The organism is Rhizobium oryzicola, from assembly GCF_030504645.1.
Lineage (GTDB): Bacteria > Pseudomonadota > Alphaproteobacteria > Rhizobiales > Rhizobiaceae > Neorhizobium > Neorhizobium oryzicola.
Window position 1 is genome coordinate 24,199 of record NZ_JAUKWQ010000015.1, and the last position, 21,361, is coordinate 45,559.

The 21,361-nt window shown below is 58.0% G+C and carries 22 protein-coding genes, 1 pseudogene and 1 riboswitch; of the genes and pseudogenes, 16 read left to right on the forward strand and 7 right to left on the reverse strand.

Translation table 11 applies throughout. From position 1 onward, the window contains the following. Positions 1-7 precede the first annotated feature (7 nt). Genes Q2T52_RS25175 through trbI form a run of 8 tightly spaced genes read left to right on the forward strand, consistent with a single transcriptional unit; the run spans position 8 to position 8,010 of the window. Positions 8-2,470, forward strand: coding sequence for a conjugal transfer protein TrbE (locus tag Q2T52_RS25175; RefSeq protein ID WP_302079683.1), 2,463 nt, complete (start codon positions 8-10; stop codon positions 2,468-2,470). After that, positions 2,442-3,251, forward strand: coding sequence for a P-type conjugative transfer protein TrbJ (trbJ, locus tag Q2T52_RS25180; RefSeq protein WP_302079684.1), 810 nt, complete (start codon positions 2,442-2,444; stop codon positions 3,249-3,251). The genes Q2T52_RS25175 and trbJ overlap by 29 nt, the downstream gene beginning before the upstream one ends. Beyond that, a complete protein-coding gene (gene trbK / locus Q2T52_RS25185) occupies positions 3,248-3,481 on the forward strand; it encodes an entry exclusion protein TrbK (protein ID WP_302079685.1) in 234 nt (77 codons plus the stop codon). The genes trbJ and trbK overlap by 4 nt, the downstream gene beginning before the upstream one ends. Then, positions 3,475-4,665, forward strand: a complete 1,191-nt coding sequence (trbL, locus tag Q2T52_RS25190) for a P-type conjugative transfer protein TrbL (RefSeq protein WP_302079686.1) — start codon at positions 3,475-3,477, stop codon at positions 4,663-4,665. Before trbK ends, trbL begins: the two co-directional genes overlap by 7 nt. Positions 4,666-4,680: 15 nt before the next feature. Then, positions 4,681-5,343, forward strand: coding sequence for a conjugal transfer protein TrbF (locus Q2T52_RS25195; protein WP_302079687.1), 663 nt, complete (start codon positions 4,681-4,683; stop codon positions 5,341-5,343). A 17-nt stretch (positions 5,344-5,360) separates the two neighbouring features. Then, positions 5,361-6,215: a P-type conjugative transfer protein TrbG gene (trbG, locus tag Q2T52_RS25200; RefSeq protein WP_302079688.1), complete on the forward strand. Its 855-nt coding sequence runs from the start codon at positions 5,361-5,363 to the stop codon at positions 6,213-6,215. After that, positions 6,215-6,694 carry a conjugal transfer protein TrbH gene (gene trbH / locus Q2T52_RS25205; protein WP_302079689.1) on the forward strand — a complete coding sequence of 160 codons (480 nt, stop codon included), beginning with the start codon at positions 6,215-6,217 and terminating at the stop codon, positions 6,692-6,694. The genes trbG and trbH overlap by 1 nt, the downstream gene beginning before the upstream one ends. An 11-nt stretch (positions 6,695-6,705) precedes the next feature. After that, positions 6,706-8,010: an IncP-type conjugal transfer protein TrbI gene (trbI, locus tag Q2T52_RS25210; protein ID WP_302079690.1), complete on the forward strand. Its 1,305-nt coding sequence runs from the start codon at positions 6,706-6,708 to the stop codon at positions 8,008-8,010. A gap of 24 nt (positions 8,011-8,034) precedes the next feature. On the opposite strand, the gene Q2T52_RS25215 is transcribed toward trbI, so the two are convergent. Both Q2T52_RS25215 and Q2T52_RS25220 read right to left on the reverse strand, forming a co-directional pair. Beyond that, positions 8,035-8,376 carry a cupin domain-containing protein gene (locus tag Q2T52_RS25215; RefSeq protein ID WP_302079691.1) on the reverse strand — a complete coding sequence of 114 codons (342 nt, stop codon included), beginning with the start codon at positions 8,374-8,376 and terminating at the stop codon, positions 8,035-8,037. 290 nt (positions 8,377-8,666) lie between these two features. Further along, complete coding sequence (locus tag Q2T52_RS25220; RefSeq protein WP_302079692.1) at positions 8,667-9,875, reverse strand: citrate synthase family protein; 1,209 nt, start codon at positions 9,873-9,875, stop codon at positions 8,667-8,669. Between the two features lie 95 nt (positions 9,876-9,970). Here Q2T52_RS25220 and Q2T52_RS25225 point away from each other — a divergent pair, with 95 nt between their 5' ends. The 6 genes and pseudogenes from Q2T52_RS25225 (at position 9,971) to Q2T52_RS25250 (ending at position 15,092) form a co-directional block, all read left to right on the forward strand. Continuing rightward, positions 9,971-11,422 carry a CoA transferase gene (locus tag Q2T52_RS25225; RefSeq protein WP_302079693.1) on the forward strand — a complete coding sequence of 484 codons (1,452 nt, stop codon included), beginning with the start codon at positions 9,971-9,973 and terminating at the stop codon, positions 11,420-11,422. Further along, on the forward strand, positions 11,419-12,189 hold the full coding sequence (locus Q2T52_RS25230; RefSeq protein WP_302079694.1) for an SDR family NAD(P)-dependent oxidoreductase: 771 nt from the start codon (positions 11,419-11,421) through the stop codon (positions 12,187-12,189). The genes Q2T52_RS25225 and Q2T52_RS25230 overlap by 4 nt, the downstream gene beginning before the upstream one ends. A gap of 289 nt (positions 12,190-12,478) precedes the next feature. Then, positions 12,479-12,575, forward strand: a riboswitch (TPP riboswitch). Positions 12,576-12,625: 50 nt separating this feature from the next. Further along, entirely contained in the window at positions 12,626-13,426 is an 801-nt protein-coding gene (gene thiM, locus Q2T52_RS25235; RefSeq protein WP_302079695.1) for a hydroxyethylthiazole kinase, read from the forward strand. Next, entirely contained in the window at positions 13,423-14,058 is a 636-nt protein-coding gene (gene thiE / locus Q2T52_RS25240) for a thiamine phosphate synthase (RefSeq protein ID WP_302079696.1), read from the forward strand. Before thiM ends, thiE begins: the two co-directional genes overlap by 4 nt. Positions 14,059-14,064: 6 nt before the next feature. Beyond that, a pseudogene (locus Q2T52_RS25245) lies at positions 14,065-14,304 on the forward strand (bifunctional hydroxymethylpyrimidine kinase/phosphomethylpyrimidine kinase); the annotation flags it as partial. A gap of 23 nt (positions 14,305-14,327) precedes the next feature. Then, a complete protein-coding gene (locus Q2T52_RS25250; protein ID WP_302079697.1) occupies positions 14,328-15,092 on the forward strand; it encodes a 3-oxoacyl-ACP reductase in 765 nt (254 codons plus the stop codon). Positions 15,093-15,197: 105 nt separating this feature from the next. On the opposite strand, the gene Q2T52_RS25255 is transcribed toward Q2T52_RS25250, so the two are convergent. Beyond that, positions 15,198-15,890: an alpha/beta fold hydrolase gene (locus Q2T52_RS25255; protein ID WP_302079698.1), complete on the reverse strand. Its 693-nt coding sequence runs from the start codon at positions 15,888-15,890 to the stop codon at positions 15,198-15,200. Positions 15,891-16,087: 197 nt separating this feature from the next. Between Q2T52_RS25255 and Q2T52_RS25260 the strand changes: the two genes are divergently transcribed. Further along, positions 16,088-16,960, forward strand: a complete 873-nt coding sequence (locus tag Q2T52_RS25260; protein WP_302079699.1) for a LysR family transcriptional regulator — start codon at positions 16,088-16,090, stop codon at positions 16,958-16,960. Positions 16,961-17,197: 237 nt separating this feature from the next. Here Q2T52_RS25260 and Q2T52_RS25265 read toward each other — a convergent pair whose 3' ends face one another. From Q2T52_RS25265 to Q2T52_RS25280, 4 genes are all read right to left on the reverse strand, one after another. Then, positions 17,198-17,689, reverse strand: coding sequence for a YcxB family protein (locus Q2T52_RS25265; RefSeq protein ID WP_302079700.1), 492 nt, complete (start codon positions 17,687-17,689; stop codon positions 17,198-17,200). Between the two features lie 262 nt (positions 17,690-17,951). Then, positions 17,952-18,353 (reverse strand): VOC family protein, encoded by a 402-nt coding sequence (locus tag Q2T52_RS25270; protein ID WP_302079701.1) that lies wholly within the window; start codon positions 18,351-18,353, stop codon positions 17,952-17,954. A gap of 69 nt (positions 18,354-18,422) precedes the next feature. Beyond that, entirely contained in the window at positions 18,423-19,250 is an 828-nt protein-coding gene (locus Q2T52_RS25275) for a helix-turn-helix domain-containing protein (RefSeq protein WP_302079702.1), read from the reverse strand. A 347-nt stretch (positions 19,251-19,597) separates the two neighbouring features. Beyond that, positions 19,598-20,086, reverse strand: coding sequence for a MarR family winged helix-turn-helix transcriptional regulator (locus Q2T52_RS25280; RefSeq protein WP_302079703.1), 489 nt, complete (start codon positions 20,084-20,086; stop codon positions 19,598-19,600). Positions 20,087-20,184: 98 nt separating this feature from the next. Between Q2T52_RS25280 and Q2T52_RS25285 the strand changes: the two genes are divergently transcribed. Beyond that, entirely contained in the window at positions 20,185-21,354 is a 1,170-nt protein-coding gene (locus tag Q2T52_RS25285; RefSeq protein ID WP_302079704.1) for an MFS transporter, read from the forward strand. Positions 21,355-21,361: the final 7 nt, after the last annotated feature.

A 21,361-nucleotide genomic window follows, 5' to 3' on the forward strand; every position in this document is an offset into this window, starting at 1 on the left:
GTGGGACATGGTTGGCCTCAAATTCTTCCGCCATGCCGGACCGTCCTTTGCCGATCTCGTTCCCTATGCCGGGTTGGTCGATAATGGCGTCCTTCTCCTGAAGGACGGCTCGCTGATGGCCGGCTGGTATTTTGCCGGACCCGATAGCGAAAGCTCGACCGACGCCGAGCGCAACGAGGTGTCGCGGCAGATCAATGCCATCCTGTCGCGCCTAGGCTCCGGCTGGATGATCCAGGTAGAGGCCATCAGGGTCCCGACGGGAGACTATCCAACGGAGGCGGCCAGTCATTTCCCCGATCCGGTGACCCGCGCCATCGATACGGAGCGGCGGGCGCATTTCCAGAAGGAAAGAGGGCATTACGAAAGCCGTCATGCTCTGATCCTGACCTGGCGCCCACCGGAGCCGCGGCGATCCGGACTGACGCGCTATGTCTACTCCGACGTTGGCAGCCGATCCGCAACCTATGCCGACAAGGCGCTTGAAACCTTCCTGACCTCGATCCGTGAGGTCGAACAATATCTCGGCAACGTCGTGTCGATCCGGCGGATGATGACACGCGAAACACGGGAGCGCGGTGGCCATCGTGTCGCCCGCTATGACGAGCTCTTCCAGTTCATTCGCTTCTGCATCACCGGCGAAAATCATCCGGTGCGTCTGCCAGAGATCCCGATGTATCTCGACTGGCTGGCGACGGCCGAGCTGCAGCACGGCTTGACGCCACTTGTTGAGAACCGGTTTCTGGGGGTGGTGGCGATCGATGGCCTGCCCGCCGAAAGCTGGCCGGGAATACTGAACAGTCTTGACCTGATGCCGCTGACGTATCGCTGGTCGTCTCGCTTCGTTTTCCTCGATGCCGAGGAAGCGAGGGCCAAGCTCGAGCGCACACGCAAGAAATGGCAGCAGAAGGTCAGGCCATTCTTCGATCAGCTTTTCCAGACACAGTCGCGATCACTCGATCAGGACGCGATGCTCATGGTGGCCGAAACCGAGGATGCCATTGCCGAGGCCTCGTCGCAGCTTGTCGCCTATGGCTACTATACGCCGGTCATCGTTCTCTTTGATGAGGACCAGCAAAGCCTGCAGGACAAGTGTGAGGCAGTCCGCCGTCTGATCCAGGCTGAAGGTTTTGGCGCAAGGATCGAGACACTAAATGCCACGGATGCCTTTCTTGGCAGCCTGCCCGGAGTCTCCTATGCCAATATCCGCGAGCCACTGATCAACACCCGCAACCTCGCCGACCTCATTCCGCTCAATAGTGTGTGGTCAGGAAGTCCGGTAGCGCCTTGCCCGTATTATCCGCCAGCCTCGCCTCCGCTGATGCAGGTCGCAAGCGGATCGACACCCTTCCGTCTGAACCTGCATGTCGACGATGTCGGCCACACGCTGATTTTCGGTCCCACGGGTTCGGGCAAATCGACGCTACTGTCATTGATCGCAGCCCAGTTCCGACGCTATGCCGGTGCGCAGATCTTCGCCTTCGACAAGGGATGCTCGATGCTGACGCTGACGCTCGGGATTGGCGGTGATCACTATCAGATCGGTGGCGACGCTCCAGAGGAAGGGGAAGGAAGGGCACTCTCTTTCTGCCCGCTGGGCGAGCTTTCGTCCGACGCCGACCGGGCATTCGCCTCTGAGTGGATCGAGATGTTGGTTGCGCTGCAGGGTGTCACCATCACCCCTGATTATCGCAATGCCATATCCCGACAGGTCGGACTGATGGCCGAGTCCCGCGGCCGCTCGCTCTCCGACTTCGTCTCGGGCGTCCAGATGCGAGAGATCAAGGACGCCCTGCATCACTACACCGTCGATGGTCCGATGGGGCAACTTCTCGACGCCGAGGAGGACGGCCTGGCGCTTGGCGCCTTCCAGTGCTTCGAGATCGAGGAACTGATGAACATGGGCGAGCGCAACCTCGTGCCCGTGCTCACCTATCTCTTCCGACGCATCGAAAAACGACTCACCGGCGCACCAAGCCTGATCATCCTCGACGAAGCCTGGCTGATGCTCGGCCATCCGGTTTTCCGCGACAAGATCCGCGAATGGCTGAAGGTGCTGCGCAAGGCCAATTGCGCCGTGGTGCTCGCCACGCAATCGATCTCTGATGCGGAACGCTCCGGCATCATCGATGTGCTGAAAGAATCCTGCCCGACGAAGATCTGCCTGCCGAATGGTGCTTCACGGGAGCCGGGCACCCGCGAGTTCTACGAGCGCATCGGATTTAATGAGAGGCAGATCGAGATTGTCGCGACAGCAATCCCGAAGCGCGACTATTACGTCGTCTCGCCCGAGGGTCGGCGCTTGTTCGACATGGCACTGGGGCCGGTGGCGCTCTCATTTGTCGGGGCGTCCGGAAAGGAAGACCTGAAGCGCATCCGCGCCCTGCATCTCGAACATGGGGCCAGCTGGCCTCTCCATTGGCTCCAGCAAAGGGGGATCGCCCATGCCGACACGCTCTTCCCAACCCGATAGGACATTGCACACCGCGCTTGGTGCGATCCTCATGCTCTCGTCCGCTCTCCCGCTTCCAGTGCAGGCCGGTGGCGTCACCGGACAGGCGACAGAATGGACGCAGCTGGCGAACAATACCGAACTCATCAGCCTCGTCGGCAAGTCCGCCGAGCAGGTGAACAACCAGATCACCCAGATCTCGCAGCTGGCCGAGCAGATCCAGAACCAGATTAACATCTACAAAAACATGCTGCAGAACACCGCTCAGCTGCCGAACCATATCTGGGGCCAGGTCGAAAATGACCTGAAGAACCTCCAGAGCATCGTCAACCAGGGCCAGGGCGTCGCCTTCTCCATGGGCAATGTCGACGATGTGCTCAAGCAACGCTTCCAGAGTTTCGCCGACATGAAGAGCAACCTTCCTGAGGGTGCGAGCTTCTCCACGACCTACCAGAGCTGGTCCGACACCAATCGCGACACGATCGCCGGCACGCTGAAGGCTGCCAATCTGACGGCAGAGCAATTCTCCAGCGAGGAGAGCACGATGTCGCAGCTCAGGTCGATGTCGGAATCGGCCGACGGCCAGATGAAGGCGCTGCAGGTCGGGCACGAGATTGCAGCCCAGCAGGTCGCGCAGATGCAGAAGCTGCGGGGTCTCGTTTCCCAGCAGATGACGATGATGGGTACTTGGTATCAGTCCGAGCAGGCGCAAAAAGATCTGGCGCAGGCGCGGCGCGAACAATTCTTTAGCGGAACCGAGCGTGACATCCGTGGCGGCCAGACGATGGAGCCCCGCTGGTGAGCCCGCGTCTGATCCTCATTCTCGCCTTCGTCGCGGTCGTTTCGGCGGCCGGTGCAAGCGCCATCACCTTTGTCGTCGTTCAGCCGCCGGCCGCACCCGTCTCAGCTTCCGGCACGGCCGCAACGAGTTCGTCACCCGCTGAAGAACAGCGCCGATATCGCGAAGAGTTCTTTGTTGGGAATTCTAACAGCGACATCCGCGGCGGTCAGGAGATGAAACCGCGATGGTAGCTGCTCCTTCTTCCCGCACGCTCGAACGGATGTTCATCGCGATCATGCTCATCTTGGTGGCAACCACGCCGGCGCTGGCACAACAGGGCCAGGTTCTCACCACACTCGAAAACTCCGTCGTCACCGCCGCCAAGGGCTGGGAGTCGACTGTGATGAATGCGGCCCGCTCACTCTTCTGGATCCTGGCCGGCATCGAAGTCGGGATTGCGGCCGTATGGCTGGCAATCAACGCCGCCTCGCTCGACAGCTGGTTTGCCGAACTCGTGAAGCGGATCATGTTTATCGGCCTGTTCGCCTTCATCCTCGATCAGGGCCCGGCGTTCGCGAAAGCCGTCGTCGACAGCCTCTACCAGATCGGCGCCGGCGGCGGTTCGGCTTCACCTGCCAATATTTTCGACGCCGGCATTCGTGTCGCAACCAAAATGTCGGAACAGGCGAAGTTTGGGCTCTGGGAAGACAATGCACTCGCTATCGCCGCCGTCTTCGCCATGGTGGTGGTCGTTGTCTCGTTTTCGCTCGTTGCGGCGATCTTCGTGGCCGTCATGGTCGAGATGTATGTCGGACTGCTCGCTGGCATGATCATGCTCGGGCTGGGTGGGTCGTCCTACACCAAGGACTTTACGATCAAATATTTGGTCTATGCCTTCTCTGTCGGCATGAAGCTGATGGCACTGGTGATGATCGCCAAGATCGGCTCGGATATCCTGCTCGGTCTGGCAGAGGCGCCAACGGCGACCTCGGAGCAGTTCATCACCACGCTTGCAATTGCCGGCATCTCGGTCGTTGTCTTCGTTATCGCCATGTATGTGCCGCCCATCCTGCAGGGCGTGGTCCAGGGTGCATCGGTCGGCGGCGGTATGGAGGCGATACGTCACGGAGGACAGGCCGCGTCTTTTGCGGCGGGCGCCGGCTTTTTGGCAACGGCAGCGGCAAGCAGAGGGTTTCAGGCGGCGACGACGGCAAGGGCAGGGGGAGCATCCCTCGGCAGTGCGGCGCTGCGCGGCATGCAGGCCGGGATTGGCGGGGCGGCCGGCGCAGTCGGCTCGGCAGCGAAGGAAAAAACGATCGGTTCGCCCGGCGCCTATGCCGGATCGATGCTCGGCCTAGCCAACGCTAAACTCGATCAACAATCCGGCCGGCCCGGCACGCCGCCTCCACCACCGCCGATCAACGACAGCAAGTGACGGGACCGTGACAGAATGGCCGGACAGAATGCTCCAGATAATCCCTACATCGCCGCGCGCAACGAATGGAACGAGCGTTATGGCTCGTACGTCAAAGCGGCCGCCGCCTGGCGCGTCGTCGGCATTGCCGGCATGACCATGGCCGTCATTGGCTTCGGCTACGCCCTCTATCAGAGCACCCAGGTCAAGCTGATTCCGTATATCGTCGAAGTCGACAAGCTCGGCACATCAGTCAATGCCGGCTTCCCGCAGCAGATCGAGTATGCCGATCCGCGCGTGGTCCGTGCAACGCTCGGCAGTTTCGTGTCGAACTTCCGATCCGTCACGCCTGATGCGGTGGTCCAGAAGCAATATATCGACCGGACCTACGGGCTGCTGCGGACCTCCGATCCCGCCACCGAAAAGGTCAATGCCTGGTTCCGTTCGAATTCGCCCTTCGAGAAGGCAAAGACCGCGACGGTCGCGATCGAGGTCAACAATATCGTCGCTCTGTCGAACCAGAGCTACCAGATTGACTGGACCGAGTTCGAGCGGGATCGGCGCGGCAAGGAGACCGCCACGCGCCGCTTCCGCGGCATTGCCACCGTGACTTTGACGCCGCCGCAGGACGAGGGCCTCATCCGTCTCAATCCCATCGGTCTCTATGTCAGGGACTTTGACTGGACCGCGCAGCTTTGAAAGGCATGGCTCCCAACATGAACATACGACATTTCGGAATACGAGCCGCCCTGACGGCTAGCGTAGCGATGCTGATGATTTTCCCGATGATGGTTTTCCCCACTTCCCAGGCACGTGCCGCCGATGGCGTCACCGCCAACGAGGCGAAAGGCATGGGGATTTCGACACAATGGCGCGGAAGTCGCGGGCTCGTGACGAAAGGCGCGGACGGAAAAGTCATCTTCCTTTATGGCGAAGTGCAGCCGTCCGTCGTCTGCTCGCCTCTGCAGGTCTGCGACATCGAGCTTCAGGGTGGCGAGGTCGTTCGTGACGTGCTGGTTGGAGACACCGTGCGGTGGAAGGTCGAGCCCGCGACATCCGGTGCTGCTGCCGGGCAGGCGATCCACCTGATCGTCAAGCCGTCGGAGCCGGGTCTCATCACATCGATGGTCGTGACCACGTCGCGGCGGACCTATCATATCCAACTCAAGTCTCATCCAAGCCAGTATATGGCGCGTGTCGGCTTTGAATATCCCGAGGACGTTTCGGCAAAACTCGCCGACGTCAATGCACGGCTGGAAGCCAGCACCATTCCAGGCGCCGGCGTTCCGGCGGAGCAATTGAGCTTTGCGTACTCCGTCTCGGGCAGTGCCGGTTGGCGGCCGACGCGGGTCTACTCGGATGGGCAGAAGACCTACATCCAGTTTCCACAGTCGATCTCCGGTCAGGATGCGCCGGTTCTGTTCGTCGTTTCCGGCGGTCAGAACCGCATCGTCAACTATCGCATGAAGAGCAACATGATGGTGGTTGATTATAATATCGACCGTGCTGTCCTCGTCTCGGGCGTTGGCTGGAAACAGCAGAAGGTGACGATCAGCAGGGGAGGGCGATGATGCTGAACTTCCCCCGCCACAGCGTAAAACGTCTCAGACCCATCTACTGCCTTGTCGCAGTCGGTACCCTTGGCATCCTGCTCTCCGGTTGCCAATCGATGGACACCGACCGTCTCGTTTCCAGCGCGGCCCCTCCAGAAATCTCGGGACCGGCGGCGGGCGCGATCGCCGGCGATATGGTCAGCCGTCTTGCCGAACAGATCGGACAGGGAAAAGCGACCGTTGTGCTCAAGCAGGACGGCTCGCCGTTCGGACAGGCGCTTGAAGCAGCCTTGAAGGGATGGGGTTATGCGGTTGTCACTGACCAGAAGACGGATGGCGGCGCTGCCGTCATTCCGCTCGCCTATGTCGTCATGCCCTATGACGGTCAGGTGCTCGCAAGGCTCTCGACCAGCAGTGTCGAGCTTGGTCGTGCCTACATTGTGACGACATCGGGTGCGACACCGGCAAGCGCCCTGTCCCTCATGCGGCGCGGGTAAGGGAGGACATCATGGTGCAGTCTCTCAAACTCGGTGGTGCGCAAAACAGTCAGGCCGCATCCGGCATCAAGCGGGTGAACCGCCTGCCTGTCATCCTTGTAATGGTGCTGTTGGTCGCCCTTCTCGGCATCATCTTCTTTGGGCTCGCCTCGCGCGGGTTTTACTTCGGCAAGGATAACGGCCCGGATACCAGTACAGGCAATCCGGCCTCGACCTATGCCGACCAGATCAAGCGGGGCGTCACTGACGGCATCATTGGCGAGCCACAGCAGCAGCAAACTTTTCAGCCAACCCCGGTCGAGACGAAACAGGCCCAAGAGAAGGTGGCCAACCCCTTTACGCCTCAGCCCGAGCAGGAACAGCCGAGGCGGGGACCGGAATTGGAGCCTGAAGAGGTGTGGCGGGCGCGGCTCGCCCGCGAGCAACAGGAACAGGTGCTGCGCGAGCAGCAACGCCAGCGGATGGCCCGGTTGCAGGCGCGGGACTCCGCCTACGATGCACCGCTTGCCATCGATCGCGGCAAGCTGGAAGCGCGGTCGGAAAGAGATGAGGGCGCGGGGGGCCGGACGACGACAGCCGCCGCGAGCGCAAACGCCTCCGACCTTTATGCCGCGGCCCTACGCGCTGGTCTCGGCGGCCAGAATGTCGATCCGAATGGACAGAGCTCCAAGGAAGACTTCTTCAATGCCGACCTCAAGGATCTTGGCTATCTGCCAAACCGCGTCGTGCCACAGCAGTCCCTGTACGAACTGAAACGCGGCTCGGTCATTCCGGCGACATTGATAACGGGCATCAATTCCGACCTTCCGGGTCGGATCACCGCGCAGGTCAGCCAGAATGTCTATGACAGCGCGACAGGCCATCGCCTGCTGATCCCGCAAGGCACGAAACTGTTCGGTCGCTATGACAGCAAGGTTTCGTTCGGGCAGAGCCGGGTTCTTGTCGTCTGGTCCGATATCATCTTCCCCAACGGCTCGACATTGCAGATCGGCGGGATGGCCGGCACGGATGCTGAAGGCTATGGCGGATTCAATGACAAGGTGAACAACCACTACCTCAGAACCTTCGGTTCGGCGGTCATGATCGCGCTGATCGGGACGGGTATCGACATGGCTGTGCCCCAGAGCTCAACGCTTGCCACCCAAGATACGGCATCCGATGCGGCAAGACGCAATTTTGCCGAGACATTTGGACGCGTTGCGGACAGGACGATCCAGCGGAACACGGACGTGCAGCCGACGCTGCAGATCCAGCCAGGCTATAAATTCAATGTCCTCGTCGATCAGGACATTGTTTTCCCGGGTCAGTACCATTGATAAGTAGACGCGCCAGTTACCGCTTTATTCGAGATCTACACGATCGCCGCGCGTCGTGGGGCTGGAAATGACAAGAAAGTGCACATCCGCACCGCTATCGTTACGCGCCTGATGACGCCCCAAGGGAGGGATTTCGATACCGGACATACTTGGTAGAGAATGGTAGGTTCCGTCGAGCTCCATAGTCAATTCACCAGATAAAACGTAGAAGAATTGCCTGGCGACGTTGTGGTAATGTCTTTTTTCAGCTGTAGCTGGCGGCATCCTCTCTTGGATAACCATCATTTCCGGGCGAGGCGAAAGGATCCAGCCATCGCACTCCGCGCCCCAATTGTAATGTTCTGCATTGTCAATATTTCGCTTCATCGTTCTCTCCCGAGAGGTTCCCTAAAGTCGCTCAGAAATCGCGACAAATCCGAGTTGGCACCAACTTCATCATGGCTACAGAAACGACGCCGATCTAGCGAGATCTCCACAATGGTGACAAGAGATAAGCTGGACGCCGCATCGCCTTGTCCTATAGTCCCGCTTTCCTATGTGTCGTCGGTAATCATTTACAATGATGTGCCAAATAGGGTGCTAAAGGATCTAAAGCCAAATTAGGTCAGCTTCAACTGTCCGCAAAGCTGGCGCTTACCCTTGCAGGTCTACGTTTCTTACCGAGGCACTCCATAATGGGGATCTACGTCAGATGGTATATGCCCCGTGTAAGCCGCGCGTGGCCGAATGATGTCGGGATTGCGTCGCTGTTCCAGACCATGTGCAATCCAGCCGATCGAGCGGCCCAAGGCAAACACGCCGAAAGCCGCACCGAGCGGTAACCGAAGGTGGCGCCGTAGGGCTACAAGCGCAAAATCTATGGAAGGTCGGGCCCCCGTTAAATCGTGTCCATGATGTATGAGTTCCTGGCAATCGCGATCGAGGGGTGCCATGGACGCCAGTAGATCTGCCGCGCGAACATCTCCGGAAGGATACAATCGATGGCCGAAACCGGGAATGTCGTCGCCTCGTGCTAATCGCTGGCGTATCTTCGTACCCATTTCATCACCTACGACCTCGTCCCAAAGCGCTTCACCGCGAGCGGTGGTCGCCCCATGGCGGCCGCCCGTCAATGCGGCCAATCCCCCGATGATGCCGGCCCTCAGGCTTGCTCCGGTCGATACAACGCAACGCGCCGTGAAACTTGATGCGTTCAATTCATGGTCAGCACAAAGAACGAGGGCCCTGCGAATGAGGTCCGCCCCGCGGCTATCGATGCCCCAGACGTCTGCGCATTGCTGATGAAGTGGCTTTGCATTCGGCCCCGTGCCCAGCAAGCATCCAGCCAGGATGCGCACAAGATCAATACTACCTTCCGCCAGGCGTTGCTGCGATGTCTGCCACAGCGCAGTTCTGGCATCGTCACTTGCCAGCGTGAAGAGTGGCAACAGCACCTCTTCCGCACGCCGTCCCCGGAAGTTATCCATCACGACCAAAAGAGAACTGTCAGAAGAGGGCGCGGAACGGTCGAACGCAGAGATATCGCATTGCCAGAGGTGGGCCGCCGCCTCTTCGACGCTGTGCGTGCGGGCTATCTCCAATGCATCGAGGCCACGATAGTAAAGGCGCTCGTTCTCGATAAGGGTGATCTCCGACTCCAGAACAGGAAGGCCAAAACTCAGCGTTGCTTTCGCCACTTCCCTTGGCTTACGGCCCTTTTCCTTCCTGTCTCTGAGGCGCTCAACATCTGTGGCAAGATAGCGGCTTTCACGCTGGCCGGGCCCGTTTTCCGCGTGAAGCAATCCTCGGCTGACATAGGCATAAAGTGTCTGCAGAGACACCCGCAAATAGGCTGCCGCCTCCTTGGAGGACATGTAACGAGGCATTGCAGACCCTCAAAGTTATATTGACAAAATTAATCAACGTTGACAATTATTCTATCGTGGCGATGGATGCAATATCTTCCATTTGGGAGGCTGCCATGCCTGACAATTTTGCTTTTGGGCCAAACCCAACCTCAGATAAACCGTCTCCGAACAAGCTTCTACAAACGTCGTGGACGTCCATCGGGGGTGACCCCGATGAATTGAAACACATCAAATTTTCAGGAATTGGTGTGCTTCCGTCAGCGTTCCACGTCACCGAACTGGCGGCTGCAACGATCGGGGTTGCCAGTCTTGCGGTAGCGGAGTTGTCTGCTGTCGCATCGGGCGCTCTTCCGACGGTCGGGATCGACCGGCGACTTGGGTCCTATTGGTTTTTGACATCCCTCCGCCCGCAGGATTGGTCGTTGCCACCGCAATGGGACCCGATCGCTGGTGATTATCAGGCGGCTGACGGCTGGATCCGGCTGCACACGAATGCGCCCCACCACCGCGACGTCGTCCTGTCCGTTCTCGGAACACCTATCGATAAACGCTCAGTCGAGCAGGCTGTGGAGAAATGGAACGCCGCCGATCTTGAGGCCGCGATCGTCGAACGTGGTGGGTGTGCGGCATCAATGCGTACACAACAGGCATGGGCTGAACACCCGCAAGGGCTAGCCGTGAACGCCGAGCCACTGATACACCTTGCGTGGACAACCGCCGCGACCCCAGCGCACTGGACCCCGATGGCGGAACGCCCACTTCAGGGCATCCGCGTGCTTGATCTGACACGCATCCTCGCCGGTCCTGTTGCAACACGCTTCCTGGCAGCCTTTGGTGCCGACGTTTTGCGGATCGATCCCTTTGGATGGGAGGAGCCCGGGACGGTCCCAGAAGTTGTCCTTGGCAAACGCTGCGCGCGACTTGACCTGAAGACCGCAGAAGGGCGCGACCGCCTTTCCCATTTGATCGCCGGGGCCGACGTGATCGTCCATGGCTACCGGCCGGGCGCGCTGGCGGACCTTGGCTTCGATCCGGCACAGCGTCGGGCAATCAATCCCAACTTGATCGACGTCTGCCTTGACGCCTATGGCTGGACAGGTCCGTGGAAAGGACGACGCGGCTTCGACAGTCTCATTCAGATGAGTACCGGGATCGCCGATACTGGCATGCGTTTGATGGGTCGTGATCGCCCGACGCCGTTGCCCGGACAATCCATCGACCACGGGACAGGTTACTTGATGGCCGCCGCGGTAGTTCGAGGCCTGACCGAAAGACTGCGCACCGGGCGCGTCCTCGAAGCCCGCGCATCGCTGGCACGCACCGCGCAATTGCTGGTGTCCGCTGGCCACCAATCCGCCGACACGACGGCGTTTTTGCCAGAACAGCAGGAAGACTTGTCGGATGCAATCGAGCGCACCGGTTGGGGACCGGCGCGGCGTTTGCGACCGCCTGCTACAATTGATGGCGTCACAATGGGCTGGGATCTTCCCGCCCCGAAACTGGGATCATCGCCGCCGGTCTGGCTGAACGCCAAATCTACCTCATCCACGGAGCTTACATCATGACGAAAACAGTTGTTATCAGCGGCGGCGGCAGCGGTATCGGTTTGGCGACGGCGCGATATTTTGCGGAACGCGGTGCGCAAGTGGCCATCATTGGCCGAAGGAAGTCCGTTTTGGAGGATGCCGCAGTTGCAATTGCGCGCGAGTTTCCGCAGGCACCGAATGTCTTGGTGATTGCGGGTGATCTTGGAAACGCGCCGGAGGTTGAGGCCATTAAAGCTGATCTATCGGACCGGCTTTCGACCCTTGACGTGCTGGTAAACGCTGCGGGCGGTCACGTGCTGCGTCAATTTCCGGCTGAAACCTATGCTGACGGATTGGCGGGTGTGGCCCGCCGCTGGAACGACAATTTCCGCAACAACACGCTTGCCGCTGTCCTTCTCACAGAAGCTCTTTTGCCACAATTGCGGTCTCCGGGAGGACGCATCATTCTCCTGAGCTCGATCGCGGCCTATCGCGGCTCAGGAAATGGCTGCTACGGCGGTGCCAAGGCAGCCCTGCATCCTTACTGTTTCGATCTTGCCAAGTCGCTGGGCGGCAAAGGCATCACGGTCAATGCAATTGCGCCCGGCTATGTGTCCGAGACGGGCTTCTTTGGTACAGCTCTGTCTGATGCGCTGCATCAGGCCAAGATTGCCGAAACGATGAACGGCCGGGCCGGCATCCCCGCAGATATCGCTCATACGATTGGGTGGCTTGCCTCTGCTGAGGCTGCACATATCACTGGGCAGATCATTCAGGTCAACGGGGGCGCAGAGCGTGGACGCTAGCCTCGGTTTTCCAAGACACATGAAGTCAACGCACTTAAATGCACAGCCTTGCACACAAGGATATGCTCGCTAACCCTGCAAAGAAATAGCGCGGGATTTTTTCTGAGGAGATCTAGGCTCAATTACCCGATCCTATTTATAGCTTCCTCACTAGGAAATCCGAGTCGTCGGAATCGTACTTCAATCATGAAGAAGCGACATAAACCAACTTGCAATAACTCGCTGAGTCCCAGCTGGGCTGGCTGCTTTTTAAAGTGACAATCGTTCGGTTCTCTGCAACAACGAACACATTGAGAGACAGGGGCGTTCGTCGAAAGGCGGGCTGAGAAGTACCCTTGGAACCTGAACCAGATAATGCTGGCGGAGGGAGTCGCTCGGGATCTTCGCAGGCTTTTGCGTTCCGCTCCCGCGTCTTGCTCCGTTCGAAAGGAGCAACATGCAGCAGACCTCGCCCGGAAGCCTACTGACGGCGCTACGCGCCGATCCGCCGCTCGTCCAGAACATCACCAATTTCGTGGCAATGAACATCGCCGCCAATGTGCTGCTCGCCGCCGGCGCTTCTCCCGCCATGGTCCATGCCGAGGAAGAAGCGAGCGAGTTCGCAGGCATCGCCCGCGCATTGACTATCAACATCGGCACGCTGTCAGCAGGCTGGATGAAAGGCATGCACAGCGCCGCAGATGCCGCCAACCGTGCTGGAAAGCCCTGGGTGCTCGATCCTGTGGCGCACTATGCGACGAATTTCCGACGCCAGGCGGTCGATGCGCTACTGGCCCATCGCCCGACTATCATTCGCGGCAACGCCTCCGAGATCATTGCCTTGGCCGGTGGCACCAATCGCGGGCAAGGCGTCGATAGCCGCGATCCGGTAGAGCAAGCGCAGTCCTCTGCCCGCATCCTCGCGAAAGCACACGGGGCAGTCGTCGCTGCCACTGGCGAGATCGATTTCGTTACCGATGGCGAGCGGGCCTTCGTTATCGAAGGTGGGTCGCGTTTCATGCCTGCAGTCACGGCGCTGGGATGCTCACTCACCTGCCTCGTTGGTGCTTTAGCGGCGGTTTTCCCGACCGATCCGCTTGTGTCCTCTGTCGCGGCGCTCACCATCTTCGCAGTGGCAGGCGAAAACGCGGCGCGCCAAGCGGATGGCCCGGGCTCCTTTGCGTGGCGTTTCCTTGACGCGCTTTCCGCCCTTGATGGCCCGACGCTCGACAGACAGGCAAGGATTCGTGCGGCATGAAAAGCTTCGACCTCTCGCTCTATCTCGTTCTCGATCCTGATCTCTGCGCCGATGTCGGCATGGTACAGACGGCCCGCGCCGCCGTAGCCGGTGGCGCAACGATCGTGCAATTGCGCGACAAGCACGCCGACACGGCGGCGATAATCGAAACCGGCCACGCGCTGAAGGCAGCGCTAGCGGGCACCGGCGCATTGCTCATAGTTAACGATGACGTCGAGGCGGCGATCGCTATCCGCGCCGACGGTCTGCACATCGGTCAGGAGGACATGGATGCGCGCAGAGCCCGCAGACTGATCGGCCCTTCCATGATCCTTGGCCTCTCCGTCGAGACGGAAACGCTGTCTGCCGCAGTGGACGTCGATCTCGTCGACTACGCCGGCATCGGTCCTGTCTTCGGAACGCCGACCAAGCCTGATCACAAGCAGCCAATCGGCTTAGACGGATTGGCCCGGTTGGTTTCAATATGCCCGGTCCCGTCGGTGGCGATCGGAGGCCTGAAAGCCGGGCATGTCGATGAGGTGTTTAGAGCGGGCGCCCAAGGGCTTGCAGTCGTTTCGGCCATATGTGGCAGGCCGGATCCACGCGCAGAGGCTGCGCTTATCGCGGAACAAATCAGAAAGGTCAAAGGGTGATTATGCGACATTCTTTCGATCGCCGGCTCTGACCCATCCAGCACGGTCTGGTTCGAGGCAGCGAGAGGTCAGGCAGTTAACACGCGCGTCACTGGCTGCACCCTCTCCAGCGCGCTCGCCGTCGAACTCGCCAACGGGGGGCAAGTCAGCCAAGCGATGGCGGCTGCCAAAGCCTATGTCGCCAAGGCGGGTACGCTCCACGTCGGTTCCAGCCATAGGCCGAGGCAACATTTTCATGCGCTATAGCGCAATCAGGAAGGATGAAAGGCATGACACTTGATATCAGTAAGCAGACGGTCATCGTAACCGGCGCTGGGCGTGGCCTTGGCGCGGCAATTGCCGAAGCTCTCGCACGTGAAGGCGCAAAAGTGGCTATCAATTTTCGCACCAGCCGAAGGGAAGCCGAATCGCTGGCGGACCGTCTCGGCGATCGGACACGCGCCTTCCAGGCCGATATTCGGGATACAGACGCCGTCAACCGATTGGTTGCCGAGGTGACTGATGCTTTCGGTGTACCAACAACGGTCGTGCACAATGCACTGACCGATTTCAGCTTCAACGGAGATGCGCGGCCGAAGCTCAGCGATCTCTCATGGCACGACATGACGGGACAGCTCGATACCGCCCTCAAGGGCGCGCTCAACCTGATCCAGGCGGTGCGCGCGGGCATGGCGGCTTCCGGCTTCGGTCGGATCGTGACGATTGGCACGAACTTATTCCAGAATCCTGTCGTTCCCTACCACGATTACACAGCAGCAAAAGCCGCGCTCCTCTCGCTTACCCGCACTGCCGCGGCCGAACTCGGGCCGGATGGTATCACTGTAAACATGGTCTCTGGTGGTCTACTTCGGACCACGGCGGCGAGCAGCGCGACCCCAGAGGCAGTGTTCGACCTGGTCGCAGCCAGCACGCCCCTGCGTCGTGTCACTACACCGGAAGAGGCGGCCGATGCAGTGCTGTTCTTTGTCAGTCCGTGGGGGAGAGCAGTGACGGGTCAGAACCTCATCGTCGATGGTGGCCTTGTGTTCGGCTGAAGCAAGGCCAATAGCCAGCGGGGCAAAAGTGGACGCCGCCACAGGAGATAGCAATCGAGTTGCGGGCGGTTAGCACTGGCACCCAAACTTAAAGCTGCGATTTTTTTAGTGCGATAGTTTGGAAAGCCAATCCAAGATAGTTTTCGTCAGCAATCTTGGAGCTTCCAGTGGCACCATGTGGCCCGCTCCCTCGATGACGGCAAACGTGGATTTTGCCAGTCCTTGGTGAAGCTCGATGGCTTCCGCTCTTGATCGGAGTCTGTCCTGCTCACCAGCAATTATGAGGCAAGGACATTTGATCGTCCCTAATTCGCCGCGCTCATCGTGTCGGACAAGCAGAGACTGCCGCTCAAAGGCAGCATAACCGATGCGCAGGTTCATCGCTTGGATCGACGAGATGAGGTCATCGCGGTCCGCATTATTAGGATGCAGCGAGGAGTTTATCGCTGCCCTGCTGAGACCTTTGAATGCTTCAGGTGCATTCTGATGCGTAACAGGCGCTCTTCGATTTACCTGTATGTCGCTATCCCCGCGCGCAGACGTGGCAATCAAAATCAATCCCTTCACTCGTTCGGGAACCTGCCGCGCGATTTCGCGCGCCACGTAGCCTCCCATCGAAAAACCAATCAAAATGAACTCAGATGGGGCGCTCGCTATAGCGCGCCGCGCCATAGCAGTGATCGAATTATCCTGAGCCAAATCGGCATGAACGATAGGCCCGTAATGGGCTAGAGCTGGTTCAACCTCGAGCCAGAGTTCAGCATCCAGCATGTAACCTGGGATCATCAGTAGTGCCATTTGCGCATCTCCTCGAATGCACATCAGCCTTACAGGCAATCGCTCGCCCGGCGAACTGTCACAAACGCTCGGTCGTTCCATCCGCCGGCTGACGATGCCAAACACAAGCAGATAAAAACCTTTCAAGGTGCAGGCGCATATAGCAAATAATTAGATAATACGATAGGTCTTTCATCCGACTTCAAGGAATCGGGTAGATGACGCCTCAATTCGACATCGAAGCCTTGCGTATGATGATCATGGGCATTGAGCTAGGTAGTTTCGCGCGAGCGGCGGTGCATCTCGGCCGTTCACAATCCGCTGTTAGCATGCAACTCAAACGCCTGGAAGATCAGGCTGGTCATCTGCTGTTTCAACGGAAGGGTCGCGGTCTTACGCCGACGGAGGCCGGCGAAACACTTCTTGAGTACGCGCGTCGCATCGTTGCTATGCACGATGAGGCGGCGGCGGCTTTGGGTGCCTCTGTAGCACCTCCAACGATACGGCTTGGCCTGCCGCAAGATTTTTTTGAAGATGTCATGCCCACTACACTTACGGCATTTGCCAATAGCCAACCCAACGCACATGTCGCAGTTCGGGCGGGTCGAAATTATGCACTTGAGGAAGAGGTGAAGGCGGGTCAACTGGACGTTGCCCTTGCTTTTTGCGAAGCAGGTCGGCCTGCGACAGGTGAACTTTTGGCAACTATGCCGATGCTCTGGTTGGCCAAGGATGAGAACATAGACGCTGTTAGAGGTTCGCAAAGCGATTTGCCTCTTGTTCTTTACGAACATCCCTGCCTGTTTCGGCAAGCTGCACTTCGCGCGTTAGAGGACGCAAGGATCAAGTGGCGACTTTCCCTAACAACCCCCAGCTTGGCTGGGGTTTGGGGCGCTTTGAGGTTTGGATTGGGCATCACAGTTCGCACCACCTACCGTGTGCCGCCGGGAATACATAAGGTGGAGGATGGACTACCGAAGTTGCCTGCTCTCGAGTTGAGGATGTTAAAACAAGACCATCCCACAGAGGGGGCTCATGAACTGGCTGACATCCTCAAAACAGCTGTAAGAAATCTCGTCATCAATCATTGATTGAGGCCACTAAGGTTTGGGCCGCGTTACACACCCATTTACGGAGACACGGCGTAGTAAGCGCGTGAAACGGGTCCAGATCTTTAATTCTAATTGAATGAATAACGAGATAGGAGTCGATCCCGCTCTGAAAACTTCTTCCTCCATGGATGTGCAGAGTTCGACGAGAGTGCTTGTTCGTCTGGCATCTCTTTCAGCACCCGCAGTCTTTGGCGCTGTCATGAGGTTAGAATTGTATCAGCCAGACGCCAAGAGCCTGTCCGCTGCGAATTGATACGCTGCTTCAAATTCAGAATCCGTATTGAAGCCGCGCCGAGGAAAAATGATCGCTTCACGCTTCGATATCGCCATGATTAAATAGTTGCCTTCATGAACAATACGTTTGACGGCACGCCACGGAAAATTCACTTTGGCGACTTCCGACTGGCTCTCAATACCCTCCTCGCTCATGGTTAAGGTCACTCTCGCATCTGCAGAAGCCATCTGCCGGAAGTAAAAAAAAGATATTCCAGCGGCAAGCCAATGATTAAAATACGAAAGCAGGATGGAAAATGCTATCATGGCAAAGAAAATCCAGAAATAAAAGCTGCTAGCATAGAGAAATTTCGCCATGAACTTTGGATTGAAGATATCTGTGAGTAAACCGATGAAATACCATAGGGAAAACAGCCAAAGGACGAATGCCAAACTATTCCTTGCCAGAGGCCGCCTCGTCAGAACACGTGTCATAGCCGCATAGTCTCGTGCATTCATGGAATAGGTTATCTGATACAAGCCACCACCTGCTTTATGTAAAACATCTCTCTACATGATCGAACTCAATCTACCGCTCATGACAGTCGCAGCCGAGCCATTAATTAACAACGAGCATGTCGAGATGAAATATATTTCCGTAAGCCAAACAAGCTCTGTCCGTTCCTACTCCATTAAAGCCTGCCATAAAACATGTAGTCAGCATAAGAGAACCTATTTTGGGTTGTACAGCGACTCTTCAAGCGATCGCTTTCATGTCGGAGCAGAGTTCGACCAGACCGCCATTCAGGTCACGGACATGACCGACAACCTGGCCCCACGGCCTGGTCGTTGGCGGCGTCAACGGGCTTGCCCCTGCTGCGACAGCTCTGTCCCATAAAGTGTGCGGATCGTCGCAGATTAACGCTACCTCCACCGCTTGGGCCAGATCAACGGCACGCAGGGGCCGAATAGCCACCCCGTTCATCTCAGCCATCTCTTCGCTTGCGAAGGCCAAGGCGGTGGCGCCGGTTTCCATCTCAGCATAAAGACGACTTTCGTGCAGAAATCGAAGCGTCATGCCGAAGGCCGCCTCATAAAAGGCGACCGTTGCCGGAACATCTGGGACATAGAGAATGGTATAGCCGAATCTGACGGTCATGGGGATTTCCTTGTTAATTCGGCCGGACCATGCACGCGGCGGCGATCCCGGTCTTGTAAAAATCGGACATCAATCTCCGAGTGTGACCAGTGTCACATCCCCCAGCTCAGTAGATGTTAGCCCGCCGAAGTCGCGCAACGCATTTGTCATATGGGCCTGATCAGCATATCCTGCTTCAAACGCAGCTTCAGATGGGCGCATGCGATGGTCGCGAAGCAGGCGCAGCGCGCGATGAAACTGCAATATCCGGGCGTAGGATTTGGGCGACAGGCCCGTCGCGCTTTGGACGATCCGCTGAACCGTGCGGGTGCTGATGCCCTGCATGCGCGCAACATCCTTGACCCGAAGTCGGCCGCCCGAAGCATGGAACGCGCTTAGAATGCGTAGGGCCTGCATTGGCGGAAGGAAGTGCCCAAGCGCTATGCGGTGCCGCACAAACGCAACCAACCGACCTGGTAGATCGTCTGGCGAATTTGCTTTCGCACCTAGTTCGGAAAGGGGGGCGCAGGCCTCAATCGCCGCTTCACCCACAAGGTTGCCGTCCCGTAAAACCATGGGCCTCAGTCCCAGAATAGCATGAAGGAAACCCGGGCGCAGGCGGATACCAGCAAAGCCCATGCCCGGTTCCAACAAAACATCATAATGCCGGGTCGTCGGGCCCGTCACAACAATCGTGATGCTGTTGATCGGACGTGCTGTGGCGCAGAAACGTAGAATGATATCACAACGCCCATCCGGAAGCACTCGATGGACGCCAGCCTTGTCAGCGATGGACATCCAAACGGCCTCTATCCCACCACCAGTATCGCCTCCACCCGAAAGTTCTGTGTAGCGGGAGGGCTGCGGGCTGAACGTTAGATGGGGTTGTGTCAAGGCCCGATTCAAGATGGTATCCAAATTGGGATCCTTTTGCCAAGGTCTGGCGTGCTTTGAGATTTGGCTTGGGCATGCGGCTCGTACTGCGCACCAAATACCTTCTGCCATCCGCAAGATTGATGGAGGCTGCCGAGCCTGCCAGCTTCCGAATTGAGATTGTAAAACAAAATAATACAAGTGAACTGGCTCAGGAACTAGTCGAAGTCCTGAAAAGCATCTTCCGAAATCCGGTTTTCGATTCCGGTCGACGTCAACAAGTTTTTGGCCGCAGGTCGATAGAATCCGAAAACTGCGGGCTGGAAAGGCTCGTAAGTTACTCCTGGAAGTTAAGAGGTGCCTATGGGTAGTCTTTTCCCAATCGGAATGGGTCAATTCTGAACATGGTCAAGGAGCTTTTCCAACAAAGCTGAAAGCGCTGCACGTTCACTCTCGGTAAGTCCTGCCAGGACCGCCTTCTGATTGACAACGTGGACTTCCACTGCGCGATCAATCAAAGCCAAGCCCTGAGGGGTAAGTGCAACCAAGGTGCCACGCTTGTCGCTTGGGTTGGGCTGACGCAGCACCAACTGAGCCTTTTCCAGTCGATCTATTCTGTTTGTCATGCTACCTGATGAAATCATCGCGGCTTCATAAAGATCAGTTGGCGTTAGCGCATAAGGTGCTCCACTTCGACGCAGAGTTGCCAATACGTCGAATTCACCGGGTTGAAGGCCGAACGCAGCAAATACAGGATTTAGGTGTTCTCGCATAATGACGAGTGCCGCCTCGCCCAAACGCCCGAGAAGTAGCATTGCGCTGGTATCCAAGTCTGGCCGCTCACGGGCCCATTGATCAGCAGCTTTTGAAGCGCGGTCCATACAAATCCTATCTTGACATCAAGACATCTGTCTTTATGTAGAGATTTATATCGGTGGTAACTTGCGACCGCAAGCAGAGATTTTTTCAGGAGTCATTTATGATCGGCCCTAGCCATCGCTGGATGCTTCCGGCTGCGATTTTGTTCGTCGGTATCAATTTGAGGCCGTCTATTGCGGTCATCGGACCTTTGCTTGATACGATACAGCATTCGACCGGTCTCTCGGATTCGGGCAGTAGTTTACTCACGACGCTTCCTGTAGGTTTGATGGGCGCGGTTCTTTTTGCGATCCGCCCGCTCCGGGCTGCTGTCCGCGATAAGACCGCGATTGCGACGGGACTCATCCTTCTTCTCTTTAGTCACGTAGTCCGTTTCGTCCTACCGAGTGCTTCAATCTTGCTGATGACGGCGGTTTGCGGGGGGATAGGCATAGCGTTGGTGCAGGCGGTCATGCCTGCGGTCATCCGTCGTCACGCAAAGAGTGATGCGGCGGGAATGATGGGACTTTATTCAACAGCGATAATGGCGGGCGCTCTTATATCAGCCATGGCCGGGCCATGGCTCGCCGTGACGCTGAACTGGAGGGCAGCTTTGGGAATATGGGTCGTACCCGCTGCGATAGCACTGCTGATTTGGCGACATGCGCTTGGTCCTGAAACAGTCGTGCATCGGGTCTGCGACAAACCGTTACATCTCTATAGAGAGCCACGCGCCTGGCTCCTGTTGGCATTTTTTGGCTTAAGTACGGGGGCGTACACTTTGGTGCTCGCCTGGCTGCCACCTTTTTACACCCAGATGGGCTGGTCGGCGCAAAGGGCAGGTGGACTTTTGGCAGCAGTGACGGTTGCGGAGGTGATCGCGGGGCTCGCCGTGTCGTCGGCAATTAATCGCCTGCCAGATAGACGTCCCGCCTTGTTGATGGCGATCGGGGCTCTTTTTTTGGGAATGCTGGGGCTTGCAATTTCACCGCAAACATTCGCATGGCAGGCGGCAGTTTCGGGCGGTTTAGGGATTGGAGCCTTGTTTCCCCTCTCTATTATCGTGGCGATGGATCATGGCGATGAGCCTGACGAAGCCGCTGCCATCGCGGCATTTGTACAAGGAGGGGGCTATGTTTTGGCGGCGGTGATGCCGTTGGTGGCTGGCTTGTTGCGACAGATACTCGCTGACCTGTCCCTTGCCTGGTGGCTGATGATGCTCCTTTGTGCAGTGCTCGGCCTTATCGCGATCAGGCTTGACCCGCGCCGGCGGATCCCCAATTTAACCTGACATGGGG